We start from the raw sequence: 22,641 nt of genomic DNA, 5'->3' as shown, positions 1-22,641 counted from the left end.
GATGCAAGCCTACGTCTACAAGAGCCTTCGCAAGGCCGACACCTACGTCTATCTCGCCTCGCGCGACGATTTCACGCGCCTGCCGGAGCCGTTGCGCTCGCAGCTGGGTGCGCTGCAGTTCGTGCTGGAAGTGGCGCTGACGGCGGAGCGCAAGCTGGCCCGCGAGGACGCGGAGGTGGTGCGCGAGAACCTGTCGGCGCGGGGATTCCACCTGCAGTTCCCGCCGACCGTGGAAGATCCGCTGAAGGAGGATTGGGGCACCGATGCCTGAGCCGAAGCCGCAGACCACAGGGCCGTCGTCGCGATGGCGACTGGCCGCGACGTTCGCCGTCGGTCTAGCCCTGACATTGGCCACTGCGGCCGGCCATGCGGTCGCCGCCCTCCTCGGCACCCTGGCGCAGCCCGTGGTGGCATTGGCCGTGCGCGCCTGGCGCGACGGCGAGGACTCGCTGCCGCGGGAGTGGAAACGCGACGGCCTGGCACTTGCCGGCTTGTGGATCGCGGGCGTGGCGGCATTCGCCGCGATGATCGCCTGGCCGCTGACCTCGCTGCTGCAAAGCGGATCGCTGATGGCGGCGCTGGGGCTGAGCGCGGTGGGCGGACTGGTGCTGCTGGGGCTGTGGCGGATCTGGCCGCTGTGGCTGGGTCTGGAACGCGAGGGTGCACCGCTGCAGGAACACTGGCGCGCTTTGAGCGAGCTGGAGCTGGGCGCCTGGCGCGGCCTGGCCGTGGCCGCGTCGGTGCTGGCGCTGGCCGCGCTGATCGTGCTGCTGGCCTGGCCGGGGCTGATCGAAGGCAATGCGCGCTGGCTCGTGGCCGCACTGCTCGCGGTCGCCACGCCGCTGCTGCACGGCCTGCTGCAGCAGACTGATCCCGCCGACCCGCTGCCCGGCTTCGAGCCGGAAGATGCCGGCGAAGCCCAGGACGACCTGCCGGTCTACGGCGAGGCGCTGGAACCCGCGCTTTACGCTGCGGCGCGTGCCGGACGCGTCGAACGCGCGCTGGAGCTGATCGAGGCCGGTGCCGACATCGGCGCATCGCCGCCGGCCGAGGAGCGCGACCAGCGCAGCCTCGCCGTGCTCGCCGCGGTGCTGCCCGACCTGCGCCTGCTGCGCTCGCTGATCGCGCAGGGCATCGACCTCAACCATTCGCACGCGGGCGTGACGCCGCTGCTGGCCGCGACCCGCGACAGCTGGCATGGCCGTCCCGACGCGGTGATGACGCTGCTCGCCAACGGTGCCGACCCGCGCGCCACCGACAACGACGGCTACACGCCGATGCACCACGCCGCGCGCAGTTCCGATCCGGGCGTGGCGGCACTGCTGCGCGATGCCGCGGCCGAACTCGATCCGCTGGGCCGCGACGGGCTGTCGCCGCTGGGCGTGGCCTGTGCCGCGGGCAACTGGCGGCTGGCCAAGTTCCTGCTCGAACGCGGCGCGCGCACCGAACCCGCCGGCGGCCAGCCGGCGCTGCTCGCGGCATCCGGCGGCGAAGACGACGATCTGGCCGGCGTACAACTGCTGCTCAAGCACCGCGCCAAAGTGGATGCGCGCGATGGCGAAGGCCGCAGCGCGCTGCACATCGCCGCGCATGCGGGCCATCTCGAGATCGCCGCGGCCCTGCTCGCTGCCGGTGCCGATGCGGGTTCTCCCGACAAGGCCGGCCGCAGCCCGCTGCTGGAGGCGGCTCGCGGTGGACGCGAGGCGATGTTCGAACGCCTGCTCGATCACCTCCCGCGCGGCGGCAGCGCTCAGGCGGCCGCCATCGACCGCGACGGACGCAACGCGCTGATGCTGGCCTGCATGGCCGAGCACAGCACGCCGGTGCTGGTGCAGCGCATGCTCGACCTCGACCTGGATCCGGAGCTGCGCGACCAGGACGGCAAGCGCGCGATCGATCGTGCCGCCGAAGGCGGACGCTGGTCGCTGGTGGCAGCGCTCGATCGTGCCTATCCGCTACCCGCCAGCGTCGTCACCGATGCCGACCACGGCGAGGCCGGATTGCCCGATCGCGTGCCGTCGGCGCTGCTGCGCGACGGCCTGCAGGAGGGCCGCGCCGCTGAGTTGAGCGGACTCGCGCAACTGCTTACGCCCGCCGAACGCGGCGCGCTGCTGCACGAGGACGACACGCTGCTCGCCGCCGACAAGGTCGCCTGGTTGCTGGGACAGGGCGCCGATGCCGACGTCCGCAACGCGAACGGCGACACCGTGCTGTTCCATCTGCTCGATCGCGGCCCGGCGGCGATTCCTTCGCTGCAACAGTTGCTGCGCCGTGGCGTCTCGCCGGCTGGCACCGGCGGCCTGGCGCGTTTCCTCGCTGCCTGCGCGGCCAACGACCATGCCGCGCGCGGTCTCGAGCAGTGCGCGCTGGACCTGCTCGATCGCGGCGCCGATGCGTTCGCATCGTCGAAGGCCGGCGATCCGCCGCTGTCGCTCGCGGTGCGGCTCGGCTGGACGCGCCTGGTGGATCGCCTGCTCGCGACCGGCATCGACCTCAACGTCCGCGACAGCCATGGCATGAGCGCGCTGCACCTGGCCGCCGCGCTCGGCCGCGAAAGCATGCTCAAGCGCCTCATCGCTCATGGTGCGGCGCCCGACCTGCTCGCGGCCGACGGCCAGACGCCGCTGGGCGTGGCGCTGGCCTCGGGCCGGCGCGACCTGGCCGACTGGCTCGACTGGCGCGGCTGGCCGCTGCCGAAGCGGCCGCTGCAGGCGCAGGACGTACCCGCCGCCGCGATCGTCGGCGATGCGGACGCGGTACGCCGCCTGCTCGACCTGGGCATGCCGGTCGATGCGCTCGACTCGCAAGGCTGCACCGCTTTGCTGCGCGCGGCCGGTGGCGGTCATCGCGCGGTGGTCGACCTGCTGCTGGCGCGCGGCGCCGATCCGCAGCGCGCCGCCCATTCCGGCGCGACGCCGCTGTCGGCGGCGGTGAGCATGCGCCACATCGAGATCATGGACCGGCTGATCGCCGCCGGCGCGCCGCTGGAACAGCGCCTGCCGGGCGACCTGACCGTGCTGATGGTGGCCTGCGCACTCGGCCTGACCGACCTCGCCGCGCGCCTGCTCGCCGCCGGCGCCGACGTCCAGGCTTGCGATTCGCAGGGACGCCAGGCGCTGCATTGCGCGGCGATGTACGGCTTCACCGCACGCGACCGCGCGCGCCTGGTCGCGTTGCTCGACACGCTGCTGCTGGCAGGCGTCGATGCCGACCGTCCGGCCGGCGGCGCGACGCCGCTGCTGCTGTTGCTGGGCGCGCGCGCCGAACCGGGCACCGCCGCCGACGAAGACGTGCTGATCGCGGGCCTGGACCTGCTGCTCGACCACGACGCCGCGCTCGACGCTCAGGATCCACGTGGTTTCGCGCCGCTGCACCTGGCGTCACTGCACGGACTGTTGCGCGTCGTGCAGCGCCTGCTGCGCGCGGGCGCCGACCCGGACCAGCGCGACAGCCTCAACCGCACGCCGCGCGAGATCGCGGTGATGCGCGGCTTCGTCGACATCGCCGCCGAGTTCGCGCCGTCGGCGCCGGGCAGCAACGTGTCGATGGCGCGCTTCCTGCGCGATCCGCGCTGATCATGGCGGCGGGGCCAACTGGCCTCGCCGCGCATTGATCATTCTTCCTCGCCTTCTTCCGGCGTCTCGGTCGCGTCGGCGATCTCGCGCAGCATGCCTTCGCCATGGTCGGCGTTGAACAGTTCTTCCAGCTCGCGGCGCGCATCCTTGGTCGACTGCAGCAGCGCGGCCTCGTCGTCGCGGATCAGGTACTGCGCGCGCAGCAGCCGGCGGTCGTGGTCGCGGAAACGCTCGGCGTGGTCGCGTGCGGTCTCGGGCGACACGCCCAGTTCGACCAGCACTTCCTCGCCCAGCTTCAGGCTCGACAGGAACGTCTCGCGCATCGGCCTCGCGCCGAGGTCCATCAGTTCCCATGCATGGCGGCGGTCGCGTGCACGCGCGAACACCTTGGCCTGCGGATACAGCTTGCGGATCGCGCGCACGGTGCGCAGGTTGTCGTCGACCTTGTCGATCGCGACCACGAATACCTTCACCTCCGCCGCGCCCGCCGAGCGCAGCAGGTCGGGTCGCGCGGGATCGCCGTAATAGACCGGGCTGCCGAAGCGGCGCACGAAGTCGACCTGGTCGGCGCTGTGTTCGATGCCGATGAAGGGCGTCTTATGCGCCAGCAGCAGTCGCGCGACGATCTGGCCAAAGCGGCCGAAGCCGGCGATCAGCACCTGCGGCTGGTGGTCGGGGATCGTGTCGTAGGCGCGTACATGCTTCTCGGGCGGATTGGCGTCGAGGAAGCGGTCCACCGCGATCACCAGCAGCGGCGTCAGTGCCATCGACAGGCCGACCACCGCGACCAGGCGGTTGCGCATGTCGCCGTCGATCAGGCCGACACGCAGTGCTTCCTGGAACACCACGAATGCGAACTCGCCGCCGAGCGCGAGCACTGCACCAAGCCGCAGCGATTCGCGCCAGCCGAGCCCGCCTGGCCCGCGCCCGACCAGCAACAGGATCGCGAACTTCACCGTCATCAGTGCCGCCACCAGCCCGGCGATCAGCAGTGGCTCCGACAGCACGCGCTTGAGGTCGATGCTCATGCCCACGGCCATGAAGAACAGGCCGAGCAGCAGTCCCTTGAACGGATCGATCTGGGATTCGAGCTCGTGGCGGAACTCCGAATCGGCGAGCAGCACGCCCGCGAGGAATGCCCCGAGGCCTGCCGACAGGCCGGCCATCTGCATCAGCCACGCCGCGCCCAGCACGCTGAGCAGCGCCGCGCCGGTGAACACTTCCGGCATCTGGGTGCGCGCGACGACCCGGAACAGGTGGCGCAGCGCCAGGCGGCCGCCGAGCACCATCACCGCTATCGCGCCGATCGCGATGGCCAGTTCGTCCCAGCCCAGGCCGTTCTCCGCCACGCGCGCCTTGCCCAGTAGCGGAATCGCCGCCAGCAGCGGGATCGCGGCGAGGTCCTGGAACAGCAGGATGGCGAACGCGAGGCGGCCGTGCTCGGCCGTCAGCGCCTTGCGCTCGGACAGCAGCTGCAGGCCCACCGCGGTCGACGAGAGCGCCAGGCTCAGGCCGACCACCGCGCCGGCCTTCCAGCCGTAATCCATCAGCATCGTCAGCGCGCCGAGGGCCAGGCCGCACAGCACGACCTGCGCACCGCCGGCGCCGAACACGGGCTTGCGCATGACCTTGAGGCGCGACGGCGACAGCTCCAGGCCGATCACGAACAGCATCATCACCACGCCGATCTCGGACGCGGCCAGCACCGGCTCGGCGTTGTGCACGAACTTCAGCCCGTAAGGGCCAAGGGCGACGCCCGCGGTCAGGTAGCCCAGCACTGCGCCGAGGCCGAAGCGCCGGAACACCGGCACCGCGATGACCGCAGCCAGCAGGAATACCAGGGCCAGTTCGAGTCCGCCGCCGTGCATGTACACCTCCTTTTCCCGATTATGCCTGCGGGGGCATGGCGGGCTCGTTGCGCCATGCCGCAATTCGGGTTCTGATGCCGGCCAGTCCAGGGAATGGGGGTGATCATGAAGGGATGGTGGCTGGGTCTGCTGCTCGCGATGAGCACATGCGCGATCGCGGCGGACAAGCATCAGGAGGTGCGCAGCCAGCTCGAAGCGAGCACGCTGCTGACCGGTACGATCGACATCGGCCCCGATGGCCGCGTCGTCGCGCATGCCATCGATCAGGTCGACCGGCTGCCGCAGGCGGTGGTGCGGCTGGTCGACCGGCTCGCGAAAGACTGGACGTTCGAACCAGTGCGCGTGGATGGCCGGGTCGTGAAGGCGCGCGTCAAGATGAGCCTGCGCGTGGGCGCCCGCAGCAACGAAGCCGGACAGACGGTCGTATGGCTGCGCAATGCGTTCTTCGGCGAAGAGCTTCCCGGCGAAGAGGTTGCCAGCAAGAAGCTGTCGCCGCCGGAATACCCGGGCGGCGCGGCGCGCGCCGGCGTCTCCGCCACCGCCTACGTGGTGGTGAAAGTCGGGCGTGATGGGCGCGTCGAGGACTCCTTCATCGAGCAGGTCAACGTGCGTGCCGTCGCCAAGCCATCGGACATGCCGCTCTGGCGCGAGATGTTCGCCAAGACGACGTTGAGGGCAGCGTCGTACTGGAAGTTCCTGCCGCCCACGAAGGGGCCGGAAGTGGATGCGCCCTTCTGGCTGGTGCGCGTCCCGGTCGACTACGTGATGCGCGGCGAGACCCCGCCCGCGTATGGCCAGTGGCAGGCATACGTGCCCGGCCCGGTGCAGCGCGCGCCGTGGCTGCCGGACCGCGCGGCGCTGGCCGGCGGGCCGGATGCGCTGCCGCCGGGCGGGGTGTATTCGGCCAATGCAGGACTTAAGCTGCTGACGCCATTGGGTGGATCCTGATCGCGCAGGACATGGAACGGAGCTGAGGAAGGGACACGCATGAAGAACGCATGGATGGGGATGGCGCTGTGGCTGTGTGCAGGCGTCGCGCTGGCCGGCGGCGGCAAAGCCGAGGTACGCAAGCAGACCGAAGCCAGCGTGCTGGTGACCGGAACGGTCGATATCGAGACCGATGGCCACGTCGGTGGTTACGCGCTGGACTAGGCGGACAAGGTGCCGGTCGCGGCCAATACGATGCTCGGCAAGGCCGTGAAGGGCTGGAAGTTCGAGCCGGTCGTGATCGACGGCAAGACCGTGAGGGCTCGCACGAAGATGAGCGTGCGCATCGTCGCCAAGCCCATCGACGAGAATCGCGCCGAGGTGCGCATCGCGAGCGCGAACTTCGGTGAAGGCGGCAATCCCGGCGAGTTCATCACCAGCAAGGAGTTGGCGCCGCCGAAGTACCCCGAGATGGCCGCGATGAACGGCGTGAAGGGCACGGTGTACCTGGTGGTGCGGATTGGCCGCGACGGCACCGTCGAGGACGTCATCGCCGAACAGGTGAACCTCAAGGTCGTCGACCACGAATCCGGCATGACGCGCTGGCGCAATATGCTGGCGAAGACGGCCATTTCCACGGCGCGCCGATGGACCTTCAATCCGCCTACCGTCGGTGAGGAAGTCGGGAAGGCGTTCTGGCTGGCGCGAGTGCCGGTGGACTTCCTGCTGCACGACGAGAAACTCACGCCGTACGGGCAGTGGGAGGCCTACATCCCGGGGCCGCGCGCGAGCACGCCCTGGCTGGGCGCGATGGATGCGGCGCTCGGCGCAGACGCGGTCGCCGGTGGCGGCATGCATCCGATCGGGTCGGGGCCGAAACTGCTGACGCCGCTCGATGGAACCTGAGCACTGACGCATGACACGACTTGCGACGAAAGCCGCGCTGGCGTTGTTGCTGTTCGCGTCCGCGCTCGCCGGCGCGGTCGAACCGGAAGTGGTGGAACGGCACGCCGAACTCAGCATGCTGGTGACGGGTTCGATCGACGTGGATGCGGACGGCAGGGTCAAGGGCTATGTCCTCGACAAGCCCGACAAGCTCCCGTTGGCCGTGACGGAGCTGGCTGCGCGAAAGATCCCGGAATGGACGTTCAAGCGCCCCGATGGCACCAGTCCGGGCCCGCTGCGCAGCATGATGAGCCTGCGCTTCCTGGCCCGTAAGGTGGACGCGTCGAACTACGTGGTGCGCATCGCCGGAACCAGCTTCTTCCGTCATGCGCCGGATGAGTACCCGATGTCGAAGGGGCTCAAGCCGCCGCGTTATCCACGCGTCGCGGCCATGGGCGGTGTCACCGGAATCGTCTACGTCGTGGCCCGCATCGACCGCAAGGGCCGCGTCGAGGACGTCATTGCCGAGCAGGTGAACCTGCGCGTCATCACCCACGAAGCCGGCATGAACGAATGGCGCGTGATGTTCGCCAAGGTGGCTCTCGAGGCGGCCGAGGACTGGAGGTTCATTCCTCCGGCCAAGGGCCCCCACGCCGGCGATCCCTACTGGTCCGTGCGCGTGCCCGTCGAATTCATGATCCGCGGCAAGACGGTGCGACCGCAGTACGGCGAATGGGAGGGGTACGTTGCCGGCCCCCGCCAGGTGGCGCCGTGGTCCCGGGATGCTGGCAAGCAGGCGGCGAGCGTGGATGCCTTGCCCGCCGGCGGGATCTATCCGGCCGATCCGGAGCTCGTGCTGCTGAATCCGCCGGACCAGTCCGGAGCCTGAGCAGAAAAAAACGCCCCGCAATGCGGGGCGTTTCTTTTTTGCCTGGATGTCGCGACGTCAGCGCTTCATCGAGCTGAAGAACTCGTCGTTCGACTTGCTGGTCTTCATCTTGTCCAGCAGGAACTCCATCGCGCCGATTTCGTCCATGCCGTGCAGCAGCTTGCGCAGGATCCAGATCTTCTGCAGCAGTTCCGGCTCGATCAGCAGGTCCTCGCGGCGGGTGCCGGAGCGGTTGATGTTGATGGCCGGGTAGACGCGCTTCTCGGCGATACGGCGGTCCAGGTGCACTTCCGAGTTGCCGGTGCCCTTGAACTCCTCGTAGATCACCTCGTCCATCTTGCTGCCGGTGTCGATCAGCGCGGTGGCGATGATGGTCAGCGAGCCGCCTTCCTCGACGTTGCGGGCCGCGCCGAAGAAACGCTTCGGGCGGTGCAGCGCGTTGGCGTCGACACCGCCGGTCAGGACCTTGCCCGAGGACGGCACGACGTTGTTGTAGGCGCGGGCCAGGCGGGTGATCGAGTCGAGCAGGATGACGACATCCTTCTTGTGCTCGACCAGGCGCTTGGCGCGCTCGATCACCATTTCGGCGACCTGCACGTGGCGCGCGGCGGGTTCGTCGAAGGTCGACGAGACCACTTCGCCGCGCACGGTGCGCTGCATTTCGGTCACTTCTTCCGGACGCTCGTCGACCAGCAGGACGATCAGGTGCACGTCCGGGTGGTTGGTCGTGATGGCCGTGGCGACCTGCTGCATCATCATCGTCTTGCCCGCCTTGGGCGGCGAGACGATCAGTGCGCGCTGGCCTTTGCCCTGCGGCGCCATCAGGTCGAGGATGCGGCCGGTGATGTCCTCGGTCGAGCCGTCACCGCGCTCCAGCTTGAACTTGCGGCGCGGGAACAGCGGCGTGAGGTTCTCGAACAGGACCTTGTTCTTAGACGCTTCCAGCGGTTCGCCGTTGATGCTGTCGACCACGGACAGCGCGAAGTAGCGCTCGCCGTCCTTCGGGAAGCGGATGCGGCCCGACAGATGGTCGCCGGTGCGCAGGTTGAAACGGCGGATCTGGCTGGGCGAGATGTAGGTATCGTCCGGACCGGCCAGGTAGCTGGCCTCGGCGGCGCGCAGGAATCCGAAGCCGTCAGGCAGGATTTCCAGCACGCCGTCGGCGGCGACGCCCTCGCCATGGCGGGTCAGCACCTTCAGCAGGGCGAAGATGACGTCCTGCTTGCGGGCGCGGGCGACGCCTTCGTGGATCTGCAGCTGTTCGGCGATGTCCAGCAGGCGCGGGGCGGGCATGCGCTTGAGGTCGCCCAGCGAATACTGCGGGAAGCCTTCCGGCACCTGCGGGTGCGGGCGCGGCACGAAGTTCTCGCCATTGCCGCCTTCGTCCTGCATGCCGCCGTCGCGGAAGCGTTCGCGCTGGCGATCGCGGCGGTTGCGGAAGCGGTCACGGCGCTGTCCGCCGCGGTTGCCGCCATCGAAATCGCGCTGGTCGCGCGGGGCGTTGCCGCCACCTTCGCCACCGGAGGACTGGCCTTCGCGCTGGGCTTCGGCGCGCGGGGCTTCGGCCGGCGCAGCCGGGGGCTGCGGCGCGGGCGCTGCAGGAGCAGGCGCAGCCGGAGCGGCCGGTGCGGCCTTGGGTTCGGAAGAGACGGATGCGGCAGTGTCGGCCGCTTTACTGACACGCGTCTTGCGCACGCGCTTTTCGGCGGTGTCGCCAGAATCGGGGGTGTTATCGGACAAGCAGGGAATCCTCGCTAGGCGGCGAGCGCTCGCAGATGGCGAGCGGGACGTCATGGACGTGGTTATCGAGAAGGGGTGCGGCGTCAGAACAGCGCCGGGTGACACGAAACTAGCACTGCCGCCGCGCCCGGGCAAGCGGCATGGGGCTTGCGTTCATGCGGGCTTTTCAGGCTCCCGGCAGGGCGGGGGCGTGAAACGGGGCTGCTGCAGCCGGCCGGGCAGGGCCGGCCGGGGGCGGGAAGGGCCGGAAAGGCCCTTCACCGGCGAGGCTCAAAGGGCCTTGTCGATCATCTGGCTCAGCTGGGCCTTGCCCACGGCGCCGATCTGCGTGGCCTGGACCTGGCCGTTCTTGAACAGGAGCAGCATCGGGATCGAGCGCACGTGGTACTTCATCGCCGTGGTGCGGTTGTGGTCGACATTGACCTTGGCGATCTTGACCTTGCCGTCGTAGGCCTCGGCGAGCTCGTCCAGGGCCGGGGCGATCATCTTGCACGGGCCGCACCACTCGGCCCAGAAGTCCACCAGCACGGGTTCGGACGAATTAAGGACGGCGGCGTCGAAATCGGCGTCGCCGACGTGCAAAATTTTCTCGCTCACGAGGAATCTCCTGCGGATGGATCGGTCACCCGCACGGCGGGCAGGCCGGGCGGAAAAAGGGTCTGGCCCGGCGCCAGGCCGGTGCCGGGACGGGCGTTACGGTAAACTGGGGCGTTTCGAGGCGGCTTCAAGGCCTGCCGGGACACCCAATCGAGCCGGTTCCCCCCCTTCAGCGGCGGGTGGACCGGCCCCGGCAGTCTGCGATGCGGACCGCTACCCACGCAAGCGCACCCGTGCAAAGCTGCATATCGCAGGCCGCACGATACGCGCGACAGTTCACGGCTAATGAGCGACAAACCCCTAACCGATATTTCGTTTTCCTCCTTCGACCTGCACCCGAGTCTGCTGGCAGGCCTGGAGGCCGCCGGCTTCACTCGCTGCACGCCGATCCAGGCACTGACCCTGCCGATCGCATTGACCGGGCGCGACGTCGCCGGCCAGGCGCAGACCGGCACCGGCAAGACGCTGGCGTTCCTGGTCGCGGTGATGAACCGCCTGCTGACCCGTCCCGCCCTCGCCGAGCGCAAGCCGGAAGATCCGCGCGCGCTGATCCTGGCGCCGACCCGCGAGCTGGCCATCCAGATCCACAAGGACGCGGTGAAGTTCGGCGCCGATCTGGGCCTGAAGTTCGCCCTGGTCTACGGCGGCGTCGACTACGACAAGCAGCGCGCCCAGTTGCAGGAAGGCGCCGACGTCATCATCGCCACGCCCGGCCGCCTGATCGACTACGTCAAGCAGCACAAGGTCGTGTCGCTGCACGCCTGCGAGATGTGCGTGCTGGACGAAGCCGACCGCATGTTCGACCTGGGCTTCATCAAGGACATCCGCTTCCTGCTGCGGCGCATGCCGATCCGCACCGAGCGCCAGACCCTGCTGTTCTCGGCCACGCTCAGCCACCGCGTGCTGGAGCTGGCCTACGAGCACATGAACGAGCCTGAGAAGGTCGTCGTCGAGACCGAGTTCATCACCGCCGCCAAGGTGCGCCAGAAGGTGTACTTCCCGGCCGACGAGGAGAAGATCCCGCTGCTGCTGGGCCTGCTCTCGCGCAGCGAGGGCGCGCGCACGATGGTGTTCGTCAACACCAAGGCGTTCGTCGAACGCGTCGCCCGCGCGCTTGAGAAGGGCGGCTATCGCGTCGGCGTGCTCTCCGGCGACGTGCCGCAGAAGAAGCGCGAGACGCTGCTGAACAAGTTCCAGAAGGGCCAGCTCGAGATCCTCGTCGCCACCGACGTGGCCGCGCGCGGCCTCCACATCGACGGCGTCTCGCACGTCTACAACTACGACCTGCCGTTCGATGCCGAGGACTACGTCCACCGCATCGGCCGTACCGCCCGCCTGGGCGCGGAGGGCGATGCGATCAGCTTCGCCTGCGAGCGCTACGCGATGTCGCTGCCCGACATCGAGTCCTATATCGAGCAGAAGCTGCCGGTGGCCACGGTCGAGGCGGATCTGCTGGTGCCGATTCCGCGTCCCCCGCGCGAACTGCCGGAAGGCACCGAGGGTGAGCAGGAAAGCATCGGCGCGATCTTCAAGGAAGCGCGCGAACAGCGCGCCGCCGACGAGGAGCGCCGCGGTGGTGGTCGTCGTGGCACTGGCAGCGGCAGTGGCCGCGGCCGCAGCGGCGAGCGCAGCGATCGTGGTCCGCGCGACGGCGCGCCGCGTCCGCCGCGTGGCGAGCGCAAGCCGCGTCCGGAGCAGGCTCGTCCGGAACATGCTCGTCCAGAGCAGGCCGCGTCGGCCCCGGATGCCGCGCCGGCCGTCGTCGCCGACAGCGAGCGTGCGACGCGCAAGCGCCGCCGCCGCCGCGGTGGCCGCCGCATCGAGGGCAACGGCGAAGCCGCCGCTCCCGCCGCTGCAGTGGCCGCTTCGCAGGGCAAGGCCTCGCACGTGCCCGCGCAGAAGCCCGCGCCCGTTCATGCCGGCCAGGAGCAGTCCGGTCTGCTGCACCGCATCGGCCGCAAGCTGAAGGCGCTGATCACGCGCGCGCCGCGTTCGCAGCACTGATTCCTCGCGGGGTCTGCAACCCGGGTGCAGCGCGCCCGGGTCACCCGTCGCGCTGCTTGCGCGATGGCTACCGGTTTCCTTGAGCGGTTGCACGGTTTCGCGTGCAGCCGCGATCGGCGATCGCGGTGACCAGCGAAAATCCCTTCATCGGTCACGTCGACCGGTTGTCGGTCGCGCCATCTTTAAGTCGTTGAAAACTCACGACCCGTCGCGTCTGCGCATCGTCGCCGGCCGCGGAGTCGGGCCGCGGAATTCTTTCGCAGGTCCTAGCCATCGTCGTCGCCGCCACGGATACTGGGCGTCAGGGTGAGGGCTTCGGTGGACGATGAGCGTTTTGCGCTTCGACAACGTCAGCAAGCGATACGGCAGCGGCCATGATGCGCTGAACGATGTCAGCTTCTCGGTGGCGTCCGGAGAAATGCTGTTCGTCACCGGCCACTCCGGCGCCGGCAAGAGCACGATGCTCAGGCTGATCCACCTCGCCGAGCGTCCCAGCCGCGGAGCCGTCCTGTTCGGCGAGAAGAATCTGCTGAAGGTGCGCGGCAGCCGCGTCGCGATGCACCGTCGTGACGTCGGTGTCGTGTTCCAGGACCATCGCCTGCTCACCGACCGCAGCGTCGCCGACAATGTCGCCCTGCCGCTGATCCTGCGAGGGCTGCGCCGCGGCGAGATCGGCAAGCGCGTGCGCAGCGTGCTCGACAAGGTCGGGCTCGGTGCGCGCGCCAATGCGTTGCCGTCGCAGCTTTCGGCCGGCGAGCAGCAGCGCGTCGGCATCGCCCGAGCGATCGTCGGCGAACCGCGCCTGCTGGTGGCGGACGAACCCACCGGCAATCTCGATCCGACGTTGTCGGCGGAGATCATGGCGCTGTTCGAGTCGCTCCCCGAGCGCGGCACCAGCGTGATGGTCGCCAGCCACGACCTGGCGCTGGTGAAACGAATGAAGAAGCGCGTGCTGGTGCTCAACCAGGGCCGCCTTGTCGACGACATCGCGCCGGAGGACCTTGCACTGTGAGCACGCAGGACAGCGCTCCGCCGAAAGCCGCACAGACCAAGCCCGGCAAGCCGCGCTCGCGCCTGGGTACCTGGTTCGACCATCACGTCTACAGCCTGGTGGCGAGCTTCGGCCGCATGTTCGGCAAGCCGTGGGCCACGGCGCTGACGATCGGCGTGATGGCGGTGGCCATCGCATTGCCGCTCGGCCTGTGGGCGGCGCTGGCCAACGTCGAGCGTTTCACCGGCAGCGTGCAGGAGTCGCGGCAGATCAGCCTGTTCCTGAAGACGTCGGTGGCCGCCGACCGCGCACGCGCGCTCGGCGATGAATTGCGTGGTCGCGCCGACATCGCATCGGTTGAATTGCGCACGCCCGAGCAGGGCTTGGCGGAGTTGCGCGAACGCGGCGGCCTCGGCGAGGCGATCGACGCACTGGGTGCCGGCGGCAATCCGCTGCCGAGCCTGCTGGTGGTGACGCCGAAGGGAGACGAGGCATTGCTGGCCGGTTCGCTGAAGAACCTGCCCGAGGTCGATGTCGTCCAGCACGATGCCGGCTGGCGGCAGCGGCTCGACGGCTGGCTGCGTTTCGGCGGCCGCCTGGCGCTGGTGCTCGCCGCGCTGCTGGGCCTTGGTGCGCTGCTCGTGGTCGGCAATACCGTGCGCCTGGACATCCAATCGCGACGCGAGGAAATCGGCGTGCTGCAACTGCTCGGGGCTAGCGATGGTTTCATACGCCGGCCATTCCTGTATCTCGGCGCCTGCTACGGACTGGTCGCAGGTGCGCTGGCCCTGACGCTGCTGACCGCGGCCGACTGGTCGTTGCGCGCACCGCTGGCCGAACTGGCCGGCAGCTATGGCAGCGGCTTCGAGCTGCAGGGTTTCAATCCGATCCAGGCGCTGGCGATCGTGCTCGGCGCCGGCCTGCTGGGCTGGCTCGGTGCCGGCTTCGTCACCGGCCACTACCTGCGCCAGACCCGGCCGACGACGTGAACATGCAATCCCAGGACCTCCGCCACCTCGACAACGCCGCGCCACGCATCATGGTCGTGGACGGCTCCAAGCTCGTGCGCAAGCTGATCGGCGACGTGCTCGCGCGCGAACTCGCCGACGCGGTGATCGTGCCGTGCGGCAGCATCGCCGAGGCGCGCGAGGCGCTGGCCAATGGCGCGGTCGACCTGGTGACGACGTCGCTGGTGCTGCCCGATGGCGACGGCATCGGCCTGGCGCGCGCCGTGCGCGAAGCGGCAGCGCAGGCATACGTGCCGGTGATCGTCGTTTCCGGCGACGCGCAATCGCACCTGGAGTCGCGCCGTTTTACCGAAGACGTCACCGACTACTTCGACAAATCGCTCGGCCACACCGCACTGGCCGCGTTCATCCGCGGCTACGTGCAGCCGCAGCCGATTCCCGGCGCACGCGTGCTGTACGTCGAGGACAGCAAGGTGGTCGCGCTGGCGACCAAACGCATGCTCGAACGCCACGGCCTGCAGGTGCTGCACTTCATCGGCGTCGAGGAAGCGCTGGAACACCTGGAAGCACATCGCGGCCAGGAAGACGCCGGCACCGACATGGTGCTGACCGACGTCTACCTGAAGGGCGAACTCGACGGCAACGACCTGCTCGCGAAGCTGCGCGAGGACTTCGGCTACGGCAAGCGCCGCTTGCCGGTGCTGGTGATGACCGGCGACGCCAACGCCGACAACCAGAGCGCATTGCTGCGCGCGGGTGCGAACGACCTGGTGCTCAAGCCGATCGAGGAACGCCTGCTGGTGACCAAGACGCTGTTCCAGTTGCGCTTGTCGCGCATGCCGGAGCAGCGCGCGCTGGACGCATGAACCTCGCACCTCCGACCGGCGGCGCCGAGGCGAACGGCGCGGGCGAACGCATCCGCCTGGACCCCTCGTGGAAAGCGCGCATCGGCGATTACCTGGCGCGTCCGGAGATGCAGTCGCTGTCGGCGTTTCTGCGTGAGCGTCGTGCAGCCGGTGCGCGCATCTATCCGCCCGGGCCGCAGATCTTCGCTTCGTTCGACGCGACGCCTTTCGACGACGTGAAGGTGGTGGTCCTCGGCCAGGATCCGTACCACGGTCCCGGCCAGGCGCACGGCCTGTGTTTTTCGGTGATGCCGGGTGTGCCGGTGCCGCCGTCGCTGGACAACATCTTCAAGGAAATCCAGCGCGACCTCGGCATCGCCCGACCCGATCACGGCTGTCTTTTGCCGTGGGCGCGGCAGGGCGTGCTGCTGCTCAATGCCGTGCTGACGGTCGAGGAAGGCCGCGCCGGCGCGCACCAGGGCAAAGGCTGGGAAGGCTTCACCGACCACGTCGTCGACTCGCTGAACCGCGAACGGGAAGGCCTGGTCTTCCTGCTGTGGGGCAGCTACGCGCAGGCCAAGGGCAAGGTCATCGATCCGCGCCGCCACAAGGTGCTGAAGGCCCCACATCCGTCGCCGCTGTCCGCACATCGTGGATTCCTGGGCTGCGGTCATTTCTCGGCCGCCAACGAATACCTCACGAGGCGCGGACAAGCGCCGATCGACTGGTCGCTGCCAGCGCGCGCAGATCTCACGTCGCCCTGAGCGCTCGCGCCGGTTCAGGAACCGGCGGTCACGACAAGACGTTTACCCCCCGGTGAATAACCTGCGACGGCACGTCGACCCGTCCGCACTCGGGAAGCGAGCCATGCTGCGCTGGATCAAGCCCTGGATGTTGCTCGCGGTCGTGCTGCCGCTGCTGGCGTTCGGCCTGTATACGGCGGGCGGATTCTGGGGTGTGCCGCGCCTGATCCACTGGCAGGCGCCCAAGTACGTCCGCGAAGAGCTGGGAAAGGACCTCAAGCTCGGCGAGGTCCGCTTCAACCCGTTCAATTTCCAGCTCGACATCGACGGCATCGCGATCGACGACCCAAAGGATCGCCAGCCGATGGTCGCCTTGAAGCAGGTGCATGCCGATTTCCAGGTGTCGTCGTTGTGGAAGCGCGGCTATGTCTTCCGCGAAGTGCGCCTGGACGGTCCGTTCGCGCGCGCGATCATCCGTCCCGACGGATCGCTGAACCTCGCGGAGCTGCTGCCGAAGGACGAGCGCGACGAGCCGATGCCCAACGTCTGGATCGACGAGCTGTCGGTGTCGCACGGACGCATCGACTTCGCCGATCGCAGCCGTGCATTGAAGCCGGAGAAGCAGCTGTCGCCGATCGAGTTCACGCTGAAGAACTTCCGCACGCGCGACGAGAGCGGAGGATTCACGCTGCACGCGGTGAGCGAGGATGGCGAACGCTTCGACTGGCAAGGCAAGTTGTCGCTCGAACCGATCGCCTCCAATGGTCGCATCGCGGTGAGCAAACTGAAGGCGCGCACCGCGTACGAGTTCCTCAGCGAGGAGCTGCCGTTCCAGCTCAGCCGCGGCAGCATCGATTTCGCTGGGCGCTACGACTTCGCGGTACAGCCCAACGCCGGTACGAAACTCGATGTCGCGATGTCGAAGGCCGTCGCCACGGATCTCGGATTGCGCGCGCGCGGCGCCGGCGACGACTGGGTCACGGTGCCGTCGGTCGCGCTCGACAACATGCGCCTGTCGCTGGCCCGCCAGAGCATCGACATCGACGCGGTCCGCATCGATGGCCTGAAAGCCAAGGCGTGGCTGGATCCCGACGGCTCGTTCAACATCGACCGGCTGATGGCGGCGCCGCCGCAACCTCTCGCGGTGACACGCGCGGGCGCCGCGGCGAAGTGGAAGACCAACGTCGGCCGGATCGAGGTGAAGCAGGGCGACGTCGAGTTCGAGGATCGCACGGTTAAGCCAGCGGCCACGTTCAAGCTCGCGCCGCTGACGCTGTCGGCGAAAGCCGGAAGCCTGGACACCACCAAACCCGCGCCGATCACCGCGCAGACCACGATCAACGGCAAGGCGACCGCCAGCATCGAAGGTGAGGTCGTGCTCGACACGATGGCCGCCGACCTGCATGTCGAGGTGGCGGGCATGCCGCTGAAGGACGTGCAGGGTTACCTGCCGGACTACCCGAAGCTGACGCTGCGTTCCGGCGACGCCGGCGCCAAGGGGCAACTGGTGTTGTTGCCGGATGACGCGCCGGGTCCGTCGATCAGCTTCAGCGGATCGGCGACGGTGACGGACTTCGAAGTGATCGAGGTCGCCGACCAGAGTGAGCTGATCTCGTGGGCCAAGCTGGATGCCGACGGCGTGCGCTACACGCAGGCCCCCGACGCGCTGTCGATCGAGCGCATCCACGCCCGCAAGCCGAACATGCGCGTATTCATAACCCCGGATCGCAACTTCAATTTGGCGCGTGCATTCGCCACGCCGGCCCATACCACGCTGCCTGCGTCGACCTCGGCGCAGCCCGAGATGCCGATAAAGATCGGCCGTCTGCGCCTGGACGACGGCGTGATGGACTTCGCCGACTACTCGATCGACCCGAACTTCCGCGCGAAGATCTCGGCACTGGCAGGCACCATCAGCGATTTCTCGACGAAGGCCGACGCGGTGTCCACGATCGACCTGCGCGGCCAGGTCATCAACCGCTTCTCGCCCGTGGTCATACGCGGCAAGACCAGTCCGCTCGCGTACGACCGCTATACCGACATCGCGATGTCGTTCAAGAACATCGAGCTGCCACTGTTCAATCCGTACTCCGGGCGCTGGGCCGGCTACGCCATCGCCAAGGGCAAGCTCAATACAGACCTGCACTACGAGATCAACAACCGCAACCTGGCGGCCGAGCACCACGTCGTCATCGACCAGCTCGAATGGGGCGAGGCGACCGACAGCAAGGACAAGGTGTCGCTGCCGATCCGGATGGCCACTTCATTGCTGAAAGACCGCCATGGCGTGATTGACCTGCAGGTGCCGGTGGCCGGCACGCTCGACGATCCGAAGTTCCGGGTGTGGCCGGTGATCTGGCAGATCATCAAGAACCTGCTCGTGAAGATAGTGACCGCGCCGTTCGACTGGATCGGTTCGCTGTTCAAGGGCGCGGAGAAGGCGCAGTACGTCGCGTTCGCGCCGGGCTCCGCGGATCTGGGCGAGGAAGCGCGCGCCAGTCTGGGCAACCTGGCCAAGGGGCTGGTCGATCGGCCCGCGGTGAAGATCGAGATCCCCACCGCCACGTTGGCGCCCGCCGATCCAGAAGCGCTGGCCGAGAAGAAGATCGTGCAGGCGATGGCACCGCTCGGCCGACGCAAGGAAGAAGGGCTGACGTCGCTGGATGAGCTCGATCCGGAGCGCCGGGCCGAACTGCTCGCAAAGCTCTACAAGCAGGAGATGGGCGAGCGGCCGAAGTTGCCGGAAACGCAAGAGGCTCCGGCGGCCGAGGAAGCCAGCCGAAAGGAGCGGCGCGCCGCACGCGACGAAGGCGAGGCCGCCTGGCTCAGGACCGAGCTGATCGACCATTACAAGGTCGGCGAGGCGGAACTCACCGCCCTCGGGCAGGCGCGTGCCAATGCCATCCAGGAGGCCCTGCTCGCCGGTGGCGAACTCGACCCGACACGTGTCTTCGTGACCGCCGCCGGCAAACCGCCGACCGAGCAGGAGGGCCAGGTGCGTATCGAGCTGGGGCTGGAGTGAGTAAGTTGAATCACCTGTTCAGCTTTCTGCCCGGTTGACCTAGCCCTACGCCCGCTTTGGCAGGCTCTCCCGCTGTTCTGGGCTGTCAGGGGCCGGTCGGCGTTCCAGCGGTGCAACACTGCGGAACTCCTGGGGCCTTTAGCAGTCATAGAACCCGACTGCTAAGATGCCTGCCATGACCCAGACTCCCTCCACCGCCCTCATCGCCAACAACCTGCCGGTTCCCGCTTTCAACGGGCTGGCGGCGCTCGGTTCGCTGGACGCCTACGTCAACGCGGTGCACCGCATCCCGGTGCTGACCGCAGAGGACGAGCAGGCACTGGCCCGCCGCTTCCGCGACGGGGAGGACCTCGACGCCGCCCGTGAACTGGTGCACTCGCACCTGCGCTTCGTCGTGCACGTCGCCCGCGGCTACAACGGCTACGGCCTGCAGATGGGCGATCTGATCCAGGAAGGCAACATCGGCCTGATGAAGGCGGTGAAGCGTTTCGACCCGGAGCAGGGCGTGCGCCTGGTGAGCTTCGCGGTGCACTGGATTCGCGCCGAGATGCACGAGTTCATCCTGAAGAACTGGCGCATCGTGAAGGTCGCGACGACCAAGGCCCAGCGCAAGCTGTTCTTCAACCTGCGCAAGTCCAAGACCCGCCTGGGCTGGATGAACGCCGAGGAAGTGCGCCTGGTCGCCCAGGACCTCAACGTCTCCGAGCGCGAAGTGCTGGAGATGGAGTCGCGCCTGTCCGGCCGTGACATCGGCTTCGACGCCCCGGCCGACGAGGACGACGAGCACGCCCCGCCGTCGCCGGCCGCCTACCTGCGCGCCGACAGCGAGGATCCTTCGCAGGCCTACGAGCGTGCGGACGAGGAAGACAACCAGCTCGGCCTGCTGCGCGAGGGTCTGGCCGGCCTCGACCAGCGTTCGCGCGACATCGTCAAGCGCCGCTGGCTGGACGCCGACAGCAAGATCACGCTGCAGGAGCTGGCCGACGAGTACGGCGTCAGCGCCGAGCGTATCCGCCAGATCGAAGCCAACGCGCTGAAGAAGATGCGCGCGCTGTTCGCGGCGTAAGCCTCACCATAGAGCGTGTCATGCAGCGGCCCGGATTTCCGGGCCGTTTGCTTTGGTGATCCTTCTGCCCACACCCCAGCCGTCTCCCGCGCGCGGGAGAAGGTGCCCGCAGGGCGGATGAGGGCGCTTTGTTCGCTACGGCTTGTCGCCGCCGAGGATGATCCGGGCGTGGCGTTGGTAGCTCCAGTACGCCCAGGCCCAGTTGATCAGCACGATCAGGCGGTTGCGGAAGCCGATCAGGAAGAACACATGCGCGGCCAGCCAGAACCACCACGCCAGCAGGCCTGACAGCTTGAAGCCGTGCAGGTCGACTACCGCGGCCATGCGGCCGATCGTGGCGAGGTTGCCGAAGTCGCGATAGCGGAATGCCGGCGGCGCGCGTCCAGCGATGCGCGAGCGGATGGCACGCGCGACGTGCGATCCCATCTGCTTGGCTGCCGGTGCCACGCCGGGTACGGGCTTGCCGTTCTGCTGCACGCTGGCGAGATCACCGGCGACGAAGATCTCCGGATGCCCCGCCACGCTGAGGTCGGGTTCGACCAGCACGCGTCCGGCGCGATCGCGCTGGGCGTCGAGCAGCGCACCGAGCGGTGAAGCGGCGACGCCGGCGGCCCACAGCACCGTGCGTGCCGGCACGAACGTATCTCCCAACGTGTAGCCGCGCGCGTCGATCGCGCTGACAGGCGTGCCGGTCGCCACTTCGACGCCAAGCTTTTCCAGTTGCCGCCGTGCTTTCTCCGACAGCGATTCGGGGAACGAGGCCAGCACGCGCGGGCCGGCCTCGATCAGCCGCACGCGGGCCTGCGAGGGATCGATGCGGCGGAACTCGCGCTTGAGCGTGTGCCGCGCGATCTCCGCCAGCGTGCCGGCGAGTTCGACGCCGGTGGGCCCTCCGCCGACAACGGCGAAGTTGAGCCAGGCCGCGCGTTCGGCGGGGTCGTCGCAGGCTTCGGCGCGCTCGAATGCGATCAACAGGCGGCGACGGATCGCCAGCGCGTCATCGAGCGTCTTCAGTCCTGGTGCGTCGCCGCTCCATTCGTCGTGGCCGAAGTACGCGTGGGTCGCGCCGCTGGCGAGCAGCAGATAGTCGTACGCAAGCACGTCGCCATCGGCGAGCGCCACCGTGCGCGCCGCCGCGTCGATGCCGGTGACCTCGCCCAGCCGCACCTCCACGTTGCGCTGCCGGCGCAGGATGTGGCGCAGCGGCGCGGCGATGTCGGGCGAGGACAGGCCAGCGGTGGCGACCTGGTACAGCAGCGGCTGGAACAGGTGATGGTTGCGGCGGTCGATCAGCGTGATGCGGATGTTGTCGCCGGCGAGGGCGCGCGTCGCCCACAGGCCGGCGAAGCCGCCACCGACAATGACTATCTCAGTGCGGGAAGGGGCGTTCATTGCGGCCTCCCTCGGTCAGGGCATGGCGTGCTGGGCGGCATCGCCGCTGCCGCAGGCATGGCAGAAGCGGGCGAATGCGCTCTTGCGCGTCTCGCAACCGCCACAGCCGTGGAAGAGGTTGATGCCGCAGTGCGGACAGAAGTCGATGGCGGTGTTCTTGAGATCAAGCGGCCGCTCGCAGCCCGGGCACACGCTCTTGGCCAGCCTGCCCAACGCTGTGTCGTAGCTGAGCTCGCTGCGCCGCACTGTGTCGGGTTGCGCTTCGGCCTGCCGCTGCCGTTCCAGATAGCGGTTGAGGGCGAGGATCGCATATCGCCCCACCAGCACGGTCACAACGATGCCGACGACGTAGCGCACGTAGCCGCCATAGCTGGGCAGGTACGGCACCAGCTCCACGAAGAACGCGAACAGTGCGAAGAAAACGAAACCCCACACGAACGGCCACCACGTACTCCGGCGCTTCCTCGCGAACAGCCAGCCGGCAATCACCAGCAGCGGAAGCGTCAGGGCCAGCCGATAGGCGAACACGCGCAGTTCGACCTTGCGGTACTCCGCCTGCAGGCGTTCTTCCGCCTGCGCGCTCAGCACGGCCAGGCGCTGTTCCGCCTGCTCGCGCGCCTGACGCGCGTCCAGCGCGATCTGGCGCTGCGCGGCGGCACGACGCTCGGCCTTGTCCTCCTCGGCTTTCAGCGCGTCCAACCCCTTGGTGCGCGCGATCAGCTCGGCATCTTGGTCGGGCTGCGCGGTGACCTGGCGCGTGGCCAGCCAGTTCGAGAACGTCTCGCGCGCGGCTCGATTGGCCTGCTGCGCGACGTCCAGGGCGAGCTCGCTCTGTTCGAGGTCGCGGGCGGCCTTCTGCTCGGCCGCCTCGCTGGCGCGGATGGTATTGCGCAGCGGCTCGGCGGCGGCGCGATCGATGAAGTCGTCGAGTTCGAGCTGGTGCTCGACCTTCGGAAGGTCGCCGACGATGGTGCTACCGAGGCCGATCAGGAAGCCGGCGAACACCAGCGACACCACCCACAGGCCCCGGCGGAACCACTTCTCGGATAGGCGCAGGGATTTGCTCATCGTCTCATCCTTGTCTCGGGCACGCGTTGTGCCGGAATGGTAGTGCAGTGTTGCAAACGGT

17 protein-coding genes and 2 pseudogenes are annotated in these 22,641 nt (G+C 68.5%); 14 read left to right on the top strand and 5 right to left on the bottom strand.

Features of this window, described 5'->3' with window-relative positions:
- Position 1 precedes the first annotated feature (1 nt).
- Entirely contained in the window at positions 2 to 271 is a 270-nt protein-coding gene (locus IU514_RS03295) for a YcgL domain-containing protein (RefSeq protein ID WP_194929653.1), read from the top strand.
- Entirely contained in the window at positions 264 to 3,575 is a 3,312-nt protein-coding gene (locus IU514_RS03290; protein ID WP_194929652.1) for an ankyrin repeat domain-containing protein, read from the top strand. Before IU514_RS03295 ends, IU514_RS03290 begins: the two co-directional genes overlap by 8 nt.
- A gap of 38 nt (positions 3,576 to 3,613) precedes the next feature.
- Here IU514_RS03290 and IU514_RS03285 read toward each other — a convergent pair whose 3' ends face one another.
- Positions 3,614 to 5,443, bottom strand: a complete 1,830-nt coding sequence (locus tag IU514_RS03285; RefSeq protein ID WP_194929651.1) for a monovalent cation:proton antiporter-2 (CPA2) family protein — start codon at positions 5,441 to 5,443, stop codon at positions 3,614 to 3,616.
- A 105-nt stretch (positions 5,444 to 5,548) separates the two neighbouring features.
- Between IU514_RS03285 and IU514_RS03280 the strand changes: the two genes are divergently transcribed.
- From IU514_RS03280 to IU514_RS03265, 4 genes are read left to right on the top strand one after another with little or no spacing between them, the layout of a single operon-like run.
- On the top strand, positions 5,549 to 6,391 hold the full coding sequence (locus IU514_RS03280) for an energy transducer TonB (RefSeq protein ID WP_194929650.1): 843 nt from the start codon (positions 5,549 to 5,551) through the stop codon (positions 6,389 to 6,391).
- Between the two features lie 39 nt (positions 6,392 to 6,430).
- Positions 6,431 to 6,595 carry a hypothetical protein gene (locus tag IU514_RS03275; RefSeq protein ID WP_194929649.1) on the top strand — a complete coding sequence of 55 codons (165 nt, stop codon included), beginning with the start codon at positions 6,431 to 6,433 and terminating at the stop codon, positions 6,593 to 6,595.
- 9 nt (positions 6,596 to 6,604) lie between these two features.
- The gene (locus IU514_RS03270) at positions 6,605 to 7,276 is read left to right on the top strand and encodes an energy transducer TonB (RefSeq protein WP_194929648.1); all 672 of its coding nucleotides are present in this window, start codon (positions 6,605 to 6,607) and stop codon (positions 7,274 to 7,276) included.
- Positions 7,277 to 7,319: 43 nt separating this feature from the next.
- A complete protein-coding gene (locus tag IU514_RS03265; protein WP_194929647.1) occupies positions 7,320 to 8,144 on the top strand; it encodes an energy transducer TonB in 825 nt (274 codons plus the stop codon).
- 57 nt (positions 8,145 to 8,201) lie between these two features.
- On the opposite strand, the gene rho is transcribed toward IU514_RS03265, so the two are convergent.
- Positions 8,202 to 9,884, bottom strand: a complete 1,683-nt coding sequence (rho, locus tag IU514_RS03260; protein ID WP_194929646.1) for a transcription termination factor Rho — start codon at positions 9,882 to 9,884, stop codon at positions 8,202 to 8,204.
- Between the two features lie 270 nt (positions 9,885 to 10,154).
- Positions 10,155 to 10,481 carry a thioredoxin TrxA gene (gene trxA, locus IU514_RS03255; RefSeq protein ID WP_194929645.1) on the bottom strand — a complete coding sequence of 109 codons (327 nt, stop codon included), beginning with the start codon at positions 10,479 to 10,481 and terminating at the stop codon, positions 10,155 to 10,157.
- Between the two features lie 285 nt (positions 10,482 to 10,766).
- Between trxA and rhlB the strand changes: the two genes are divergently transcribed.
- The 8 genes and pseudogenes from rhlB to rpoH all read left to right on the top strand — a co-directional run bounded on the left by rhlB (position 10,767) and on the right by rpoH (position 20,120).
- Positions 10,767 to 12,485 (top strand): ATP-dependent RNA helicase RhlB, encoded by a 1,719-nt coding sequence (gene rhlB, locus IU514_RS03250; RefSeq protein WP_194929644.1) that lies wholly within the window; start codon positions 10,767 to 10,769, stop codon positions 12,483 to 12,485.
- 325 nt (positions 12,486 to 12,810) lie between these two features.
- Positions 12,811 to 13,497 (top strand): cell division ATP-binding protein FtsE, encoded by a 687-nt coding sequence (ftsE, locus tag IU514_RS03245; protein WP_194929643.1) that lies wholly within the window; start codon positions 12,811 to 12,813, stop codon positions 13,495 to 13,497.
- On the top strand, positions 13,494 to 14,465 hold the full coding sequence (ftsX, locus tag IU514_RS03240; RefSeq protein WP_324187773.1) for a permease-like cell division protein FtsX: 972 nt from the start codon (positions 13,494 to 13,496) through the stop codon (positions 14,463 to 14,465). The genes ftsE and ftsX overlap by 4 nt, the downstream gene beginning before the upstream one ends.
- Positions 14,466 to 14,467: 2 nt before the next feature.
- Positions 14,468 to 14,975: pseudogene (locus tag IU514_RS19205) on the top strand (response regulator); the annotation flags it as partial.
- Positions 14,954 to 15,310: pseudogene (locus tag IU514_RS19200) on the top strand (response regulator); the annotation flags it as partial. The pseudogenes IU514_RS19205 and IU514_RS19200, both read left to right, overlap by 22 nt.
- A complete protein-coding gene (gene ung / locus IU514_RS03230) occupies positions 15,307 to 16,053 on the top strand; it encodes a uracil-DNA glycosylase (protein WP_194929641.1) in 747 nt (248 codons plus the stop codon). The pseudogene IU514_RS19200 and the gene ung, both read left to right, overlap by 4 nt.
- A gap of 103 nt (positions 16,054 to 16,156) precedes the next feature.
- Positions 16,157 to 19,054: a DUF748 domain-containing protein gene (locus tag IU514_RS03225; RefSeq protein ID WP_194929640.1), complete on the top strand. Its 2,898-nt coding sequence runs from the start codon at positions 16,157 to 16,159 to the stop codon at positions 19,052 to 19,054.
- Positions 19,055 to 19,229: 175 nt separating this feature from the next.
- A complete protein-coding gene (gene rpoH / locus IU514_RS03220) occupies positions 19,230 to 20,120 on the top strand; it encodes an RNA polymerase sigma factor RpoH (protein ID WP_194929639.1) in 891 nt (296 codons plus the stop codon).
- A gap of 135 nt (positions 20,121 to 20,255) precedes the next feature.
- Here rpoH and IU514_RS03215 read toward each other — a convergent pair whose 3' ends face one another.
- Both IU514_RS03215 and IU514_RS03210 read right to left on the bottom strand, forming a co-directional pair.
- Positions 20,256 to 21,482 carry an NAD(P)/FAD-dependent oxidoreductase gene (locus tag IU514_RS03215; protein ID WP_324187782.1) on the bottom strand — a complete coding sequence of 409 codons (1,227 nt, stop codon included), beginning with the start codon at positions 21,480 to 21,482 and terminating at the stop codon, positions 20,256 to 20,258.
- Positions 21,483 to 21,527: 45 nt separating this feature from the next.
- Positions 21,528 to 22,580, bottom strand: coding sequence for a serine endopeptidase (locus tag IU514_RS03210; RefSeq protein WP_194929637.1), 1,053 nt, complete (start codon positions 22,578 to 22,580; stop codon positions 21,528 to 21,530).
- Positions 22,581 to 22,641 lie beyond the last annotated feature (61 nt).

This window comes from Lysobacter niastensis (assembly GCF_015453285.1).
GTDB classification, from domain to species: Bacteria; Pseudomonadota; Gammaproteobacteria; order Xanthomonadales; family Xanthomonadaceae; genus Lysobacter_J; species Lysobacter_J niastensis.
Note: the sequence above shows the minus strand (reverse complement) of the source record. Positions and strands in the feature narration are given on the sequence as shown.

Bases quoted from the DNA above. Each gene is read 5' to 3' on its own strand.
- IU514_RS03285 (WP_194929651.1), bottom strand. From the start codon at position 5,443: ATGCACGGCGGCGGACTCGAACTGGCCCTGGTATTCCTGCTGGCTGCG.
- IU514_RS03295 (WP_194929653.1), top strand. From the start codon at position 2: ATGCAAGCCTACGTCTACAAGAGCCTTCGCAAGGCCGACACCTACGTC.
- ftsE (WP_194929643.1), top strand. From the start codon at position 12,811: ATGAGCGTTTTGCGCTTCGACAACGTCAGCAAGCGATACGGCAGCGGC.
- IU514_RS03290 (WP_194929652.1), top strand. From the start codon at position 264: ATGCCTGAGCCGAAGCCGCAGACCACAGGGCCGTCGTCGCGATGGCGA.
- ung (WP_194929641.1), top strand. From the start codon at position 15,307: ATGAACCTCGCACCTCCGACCGGCGGCGCCGAGGCGAACGGCGCGGGC.
- IU514_RS03210 (WP_194929637.1), bottom strand. From the start codon at position 22,580: ATGAGCAAATCCCTGCGCCTATCCGAGAAGTGGTTCCGCCGGGGCCTG.
- IU514_RS03275 (WP_194929649.1), top strand. From the start codon at position 6,431: ATGAAGAACGCATGGATGGGGATGGCGCTGTGGCTGTGTGCAGGCGTC.
- rhlB (WP_194929644.1), top strand. From the start codon at position 10,767: ATGAGCGACAAACCCCTAACCGATATTTCGTTTTCCTCCTTCGACCTG.
- IU514_RS03225 (WP_194929640.1), top strand. From the start codon at position 16,157: ATGCTGCGCTGGATCAAGCCCTGGATGTTGCTCGCGGTCGTGCTGCCG.
- IU514_RS03280 (WP_194929650.1), top strand. From the start codon at position 5,549: ATGAAGGGATGGTGGCTGGGTCTGCTGCTCGCGATGAGCACATGCGCG.
- rpoH (WP_194929639.1), top strand. From the start codon at position 19,230: ATGACCCAGACTCCCTCCACCGCCCTCATCGCCAACAACCTGCCGGTT.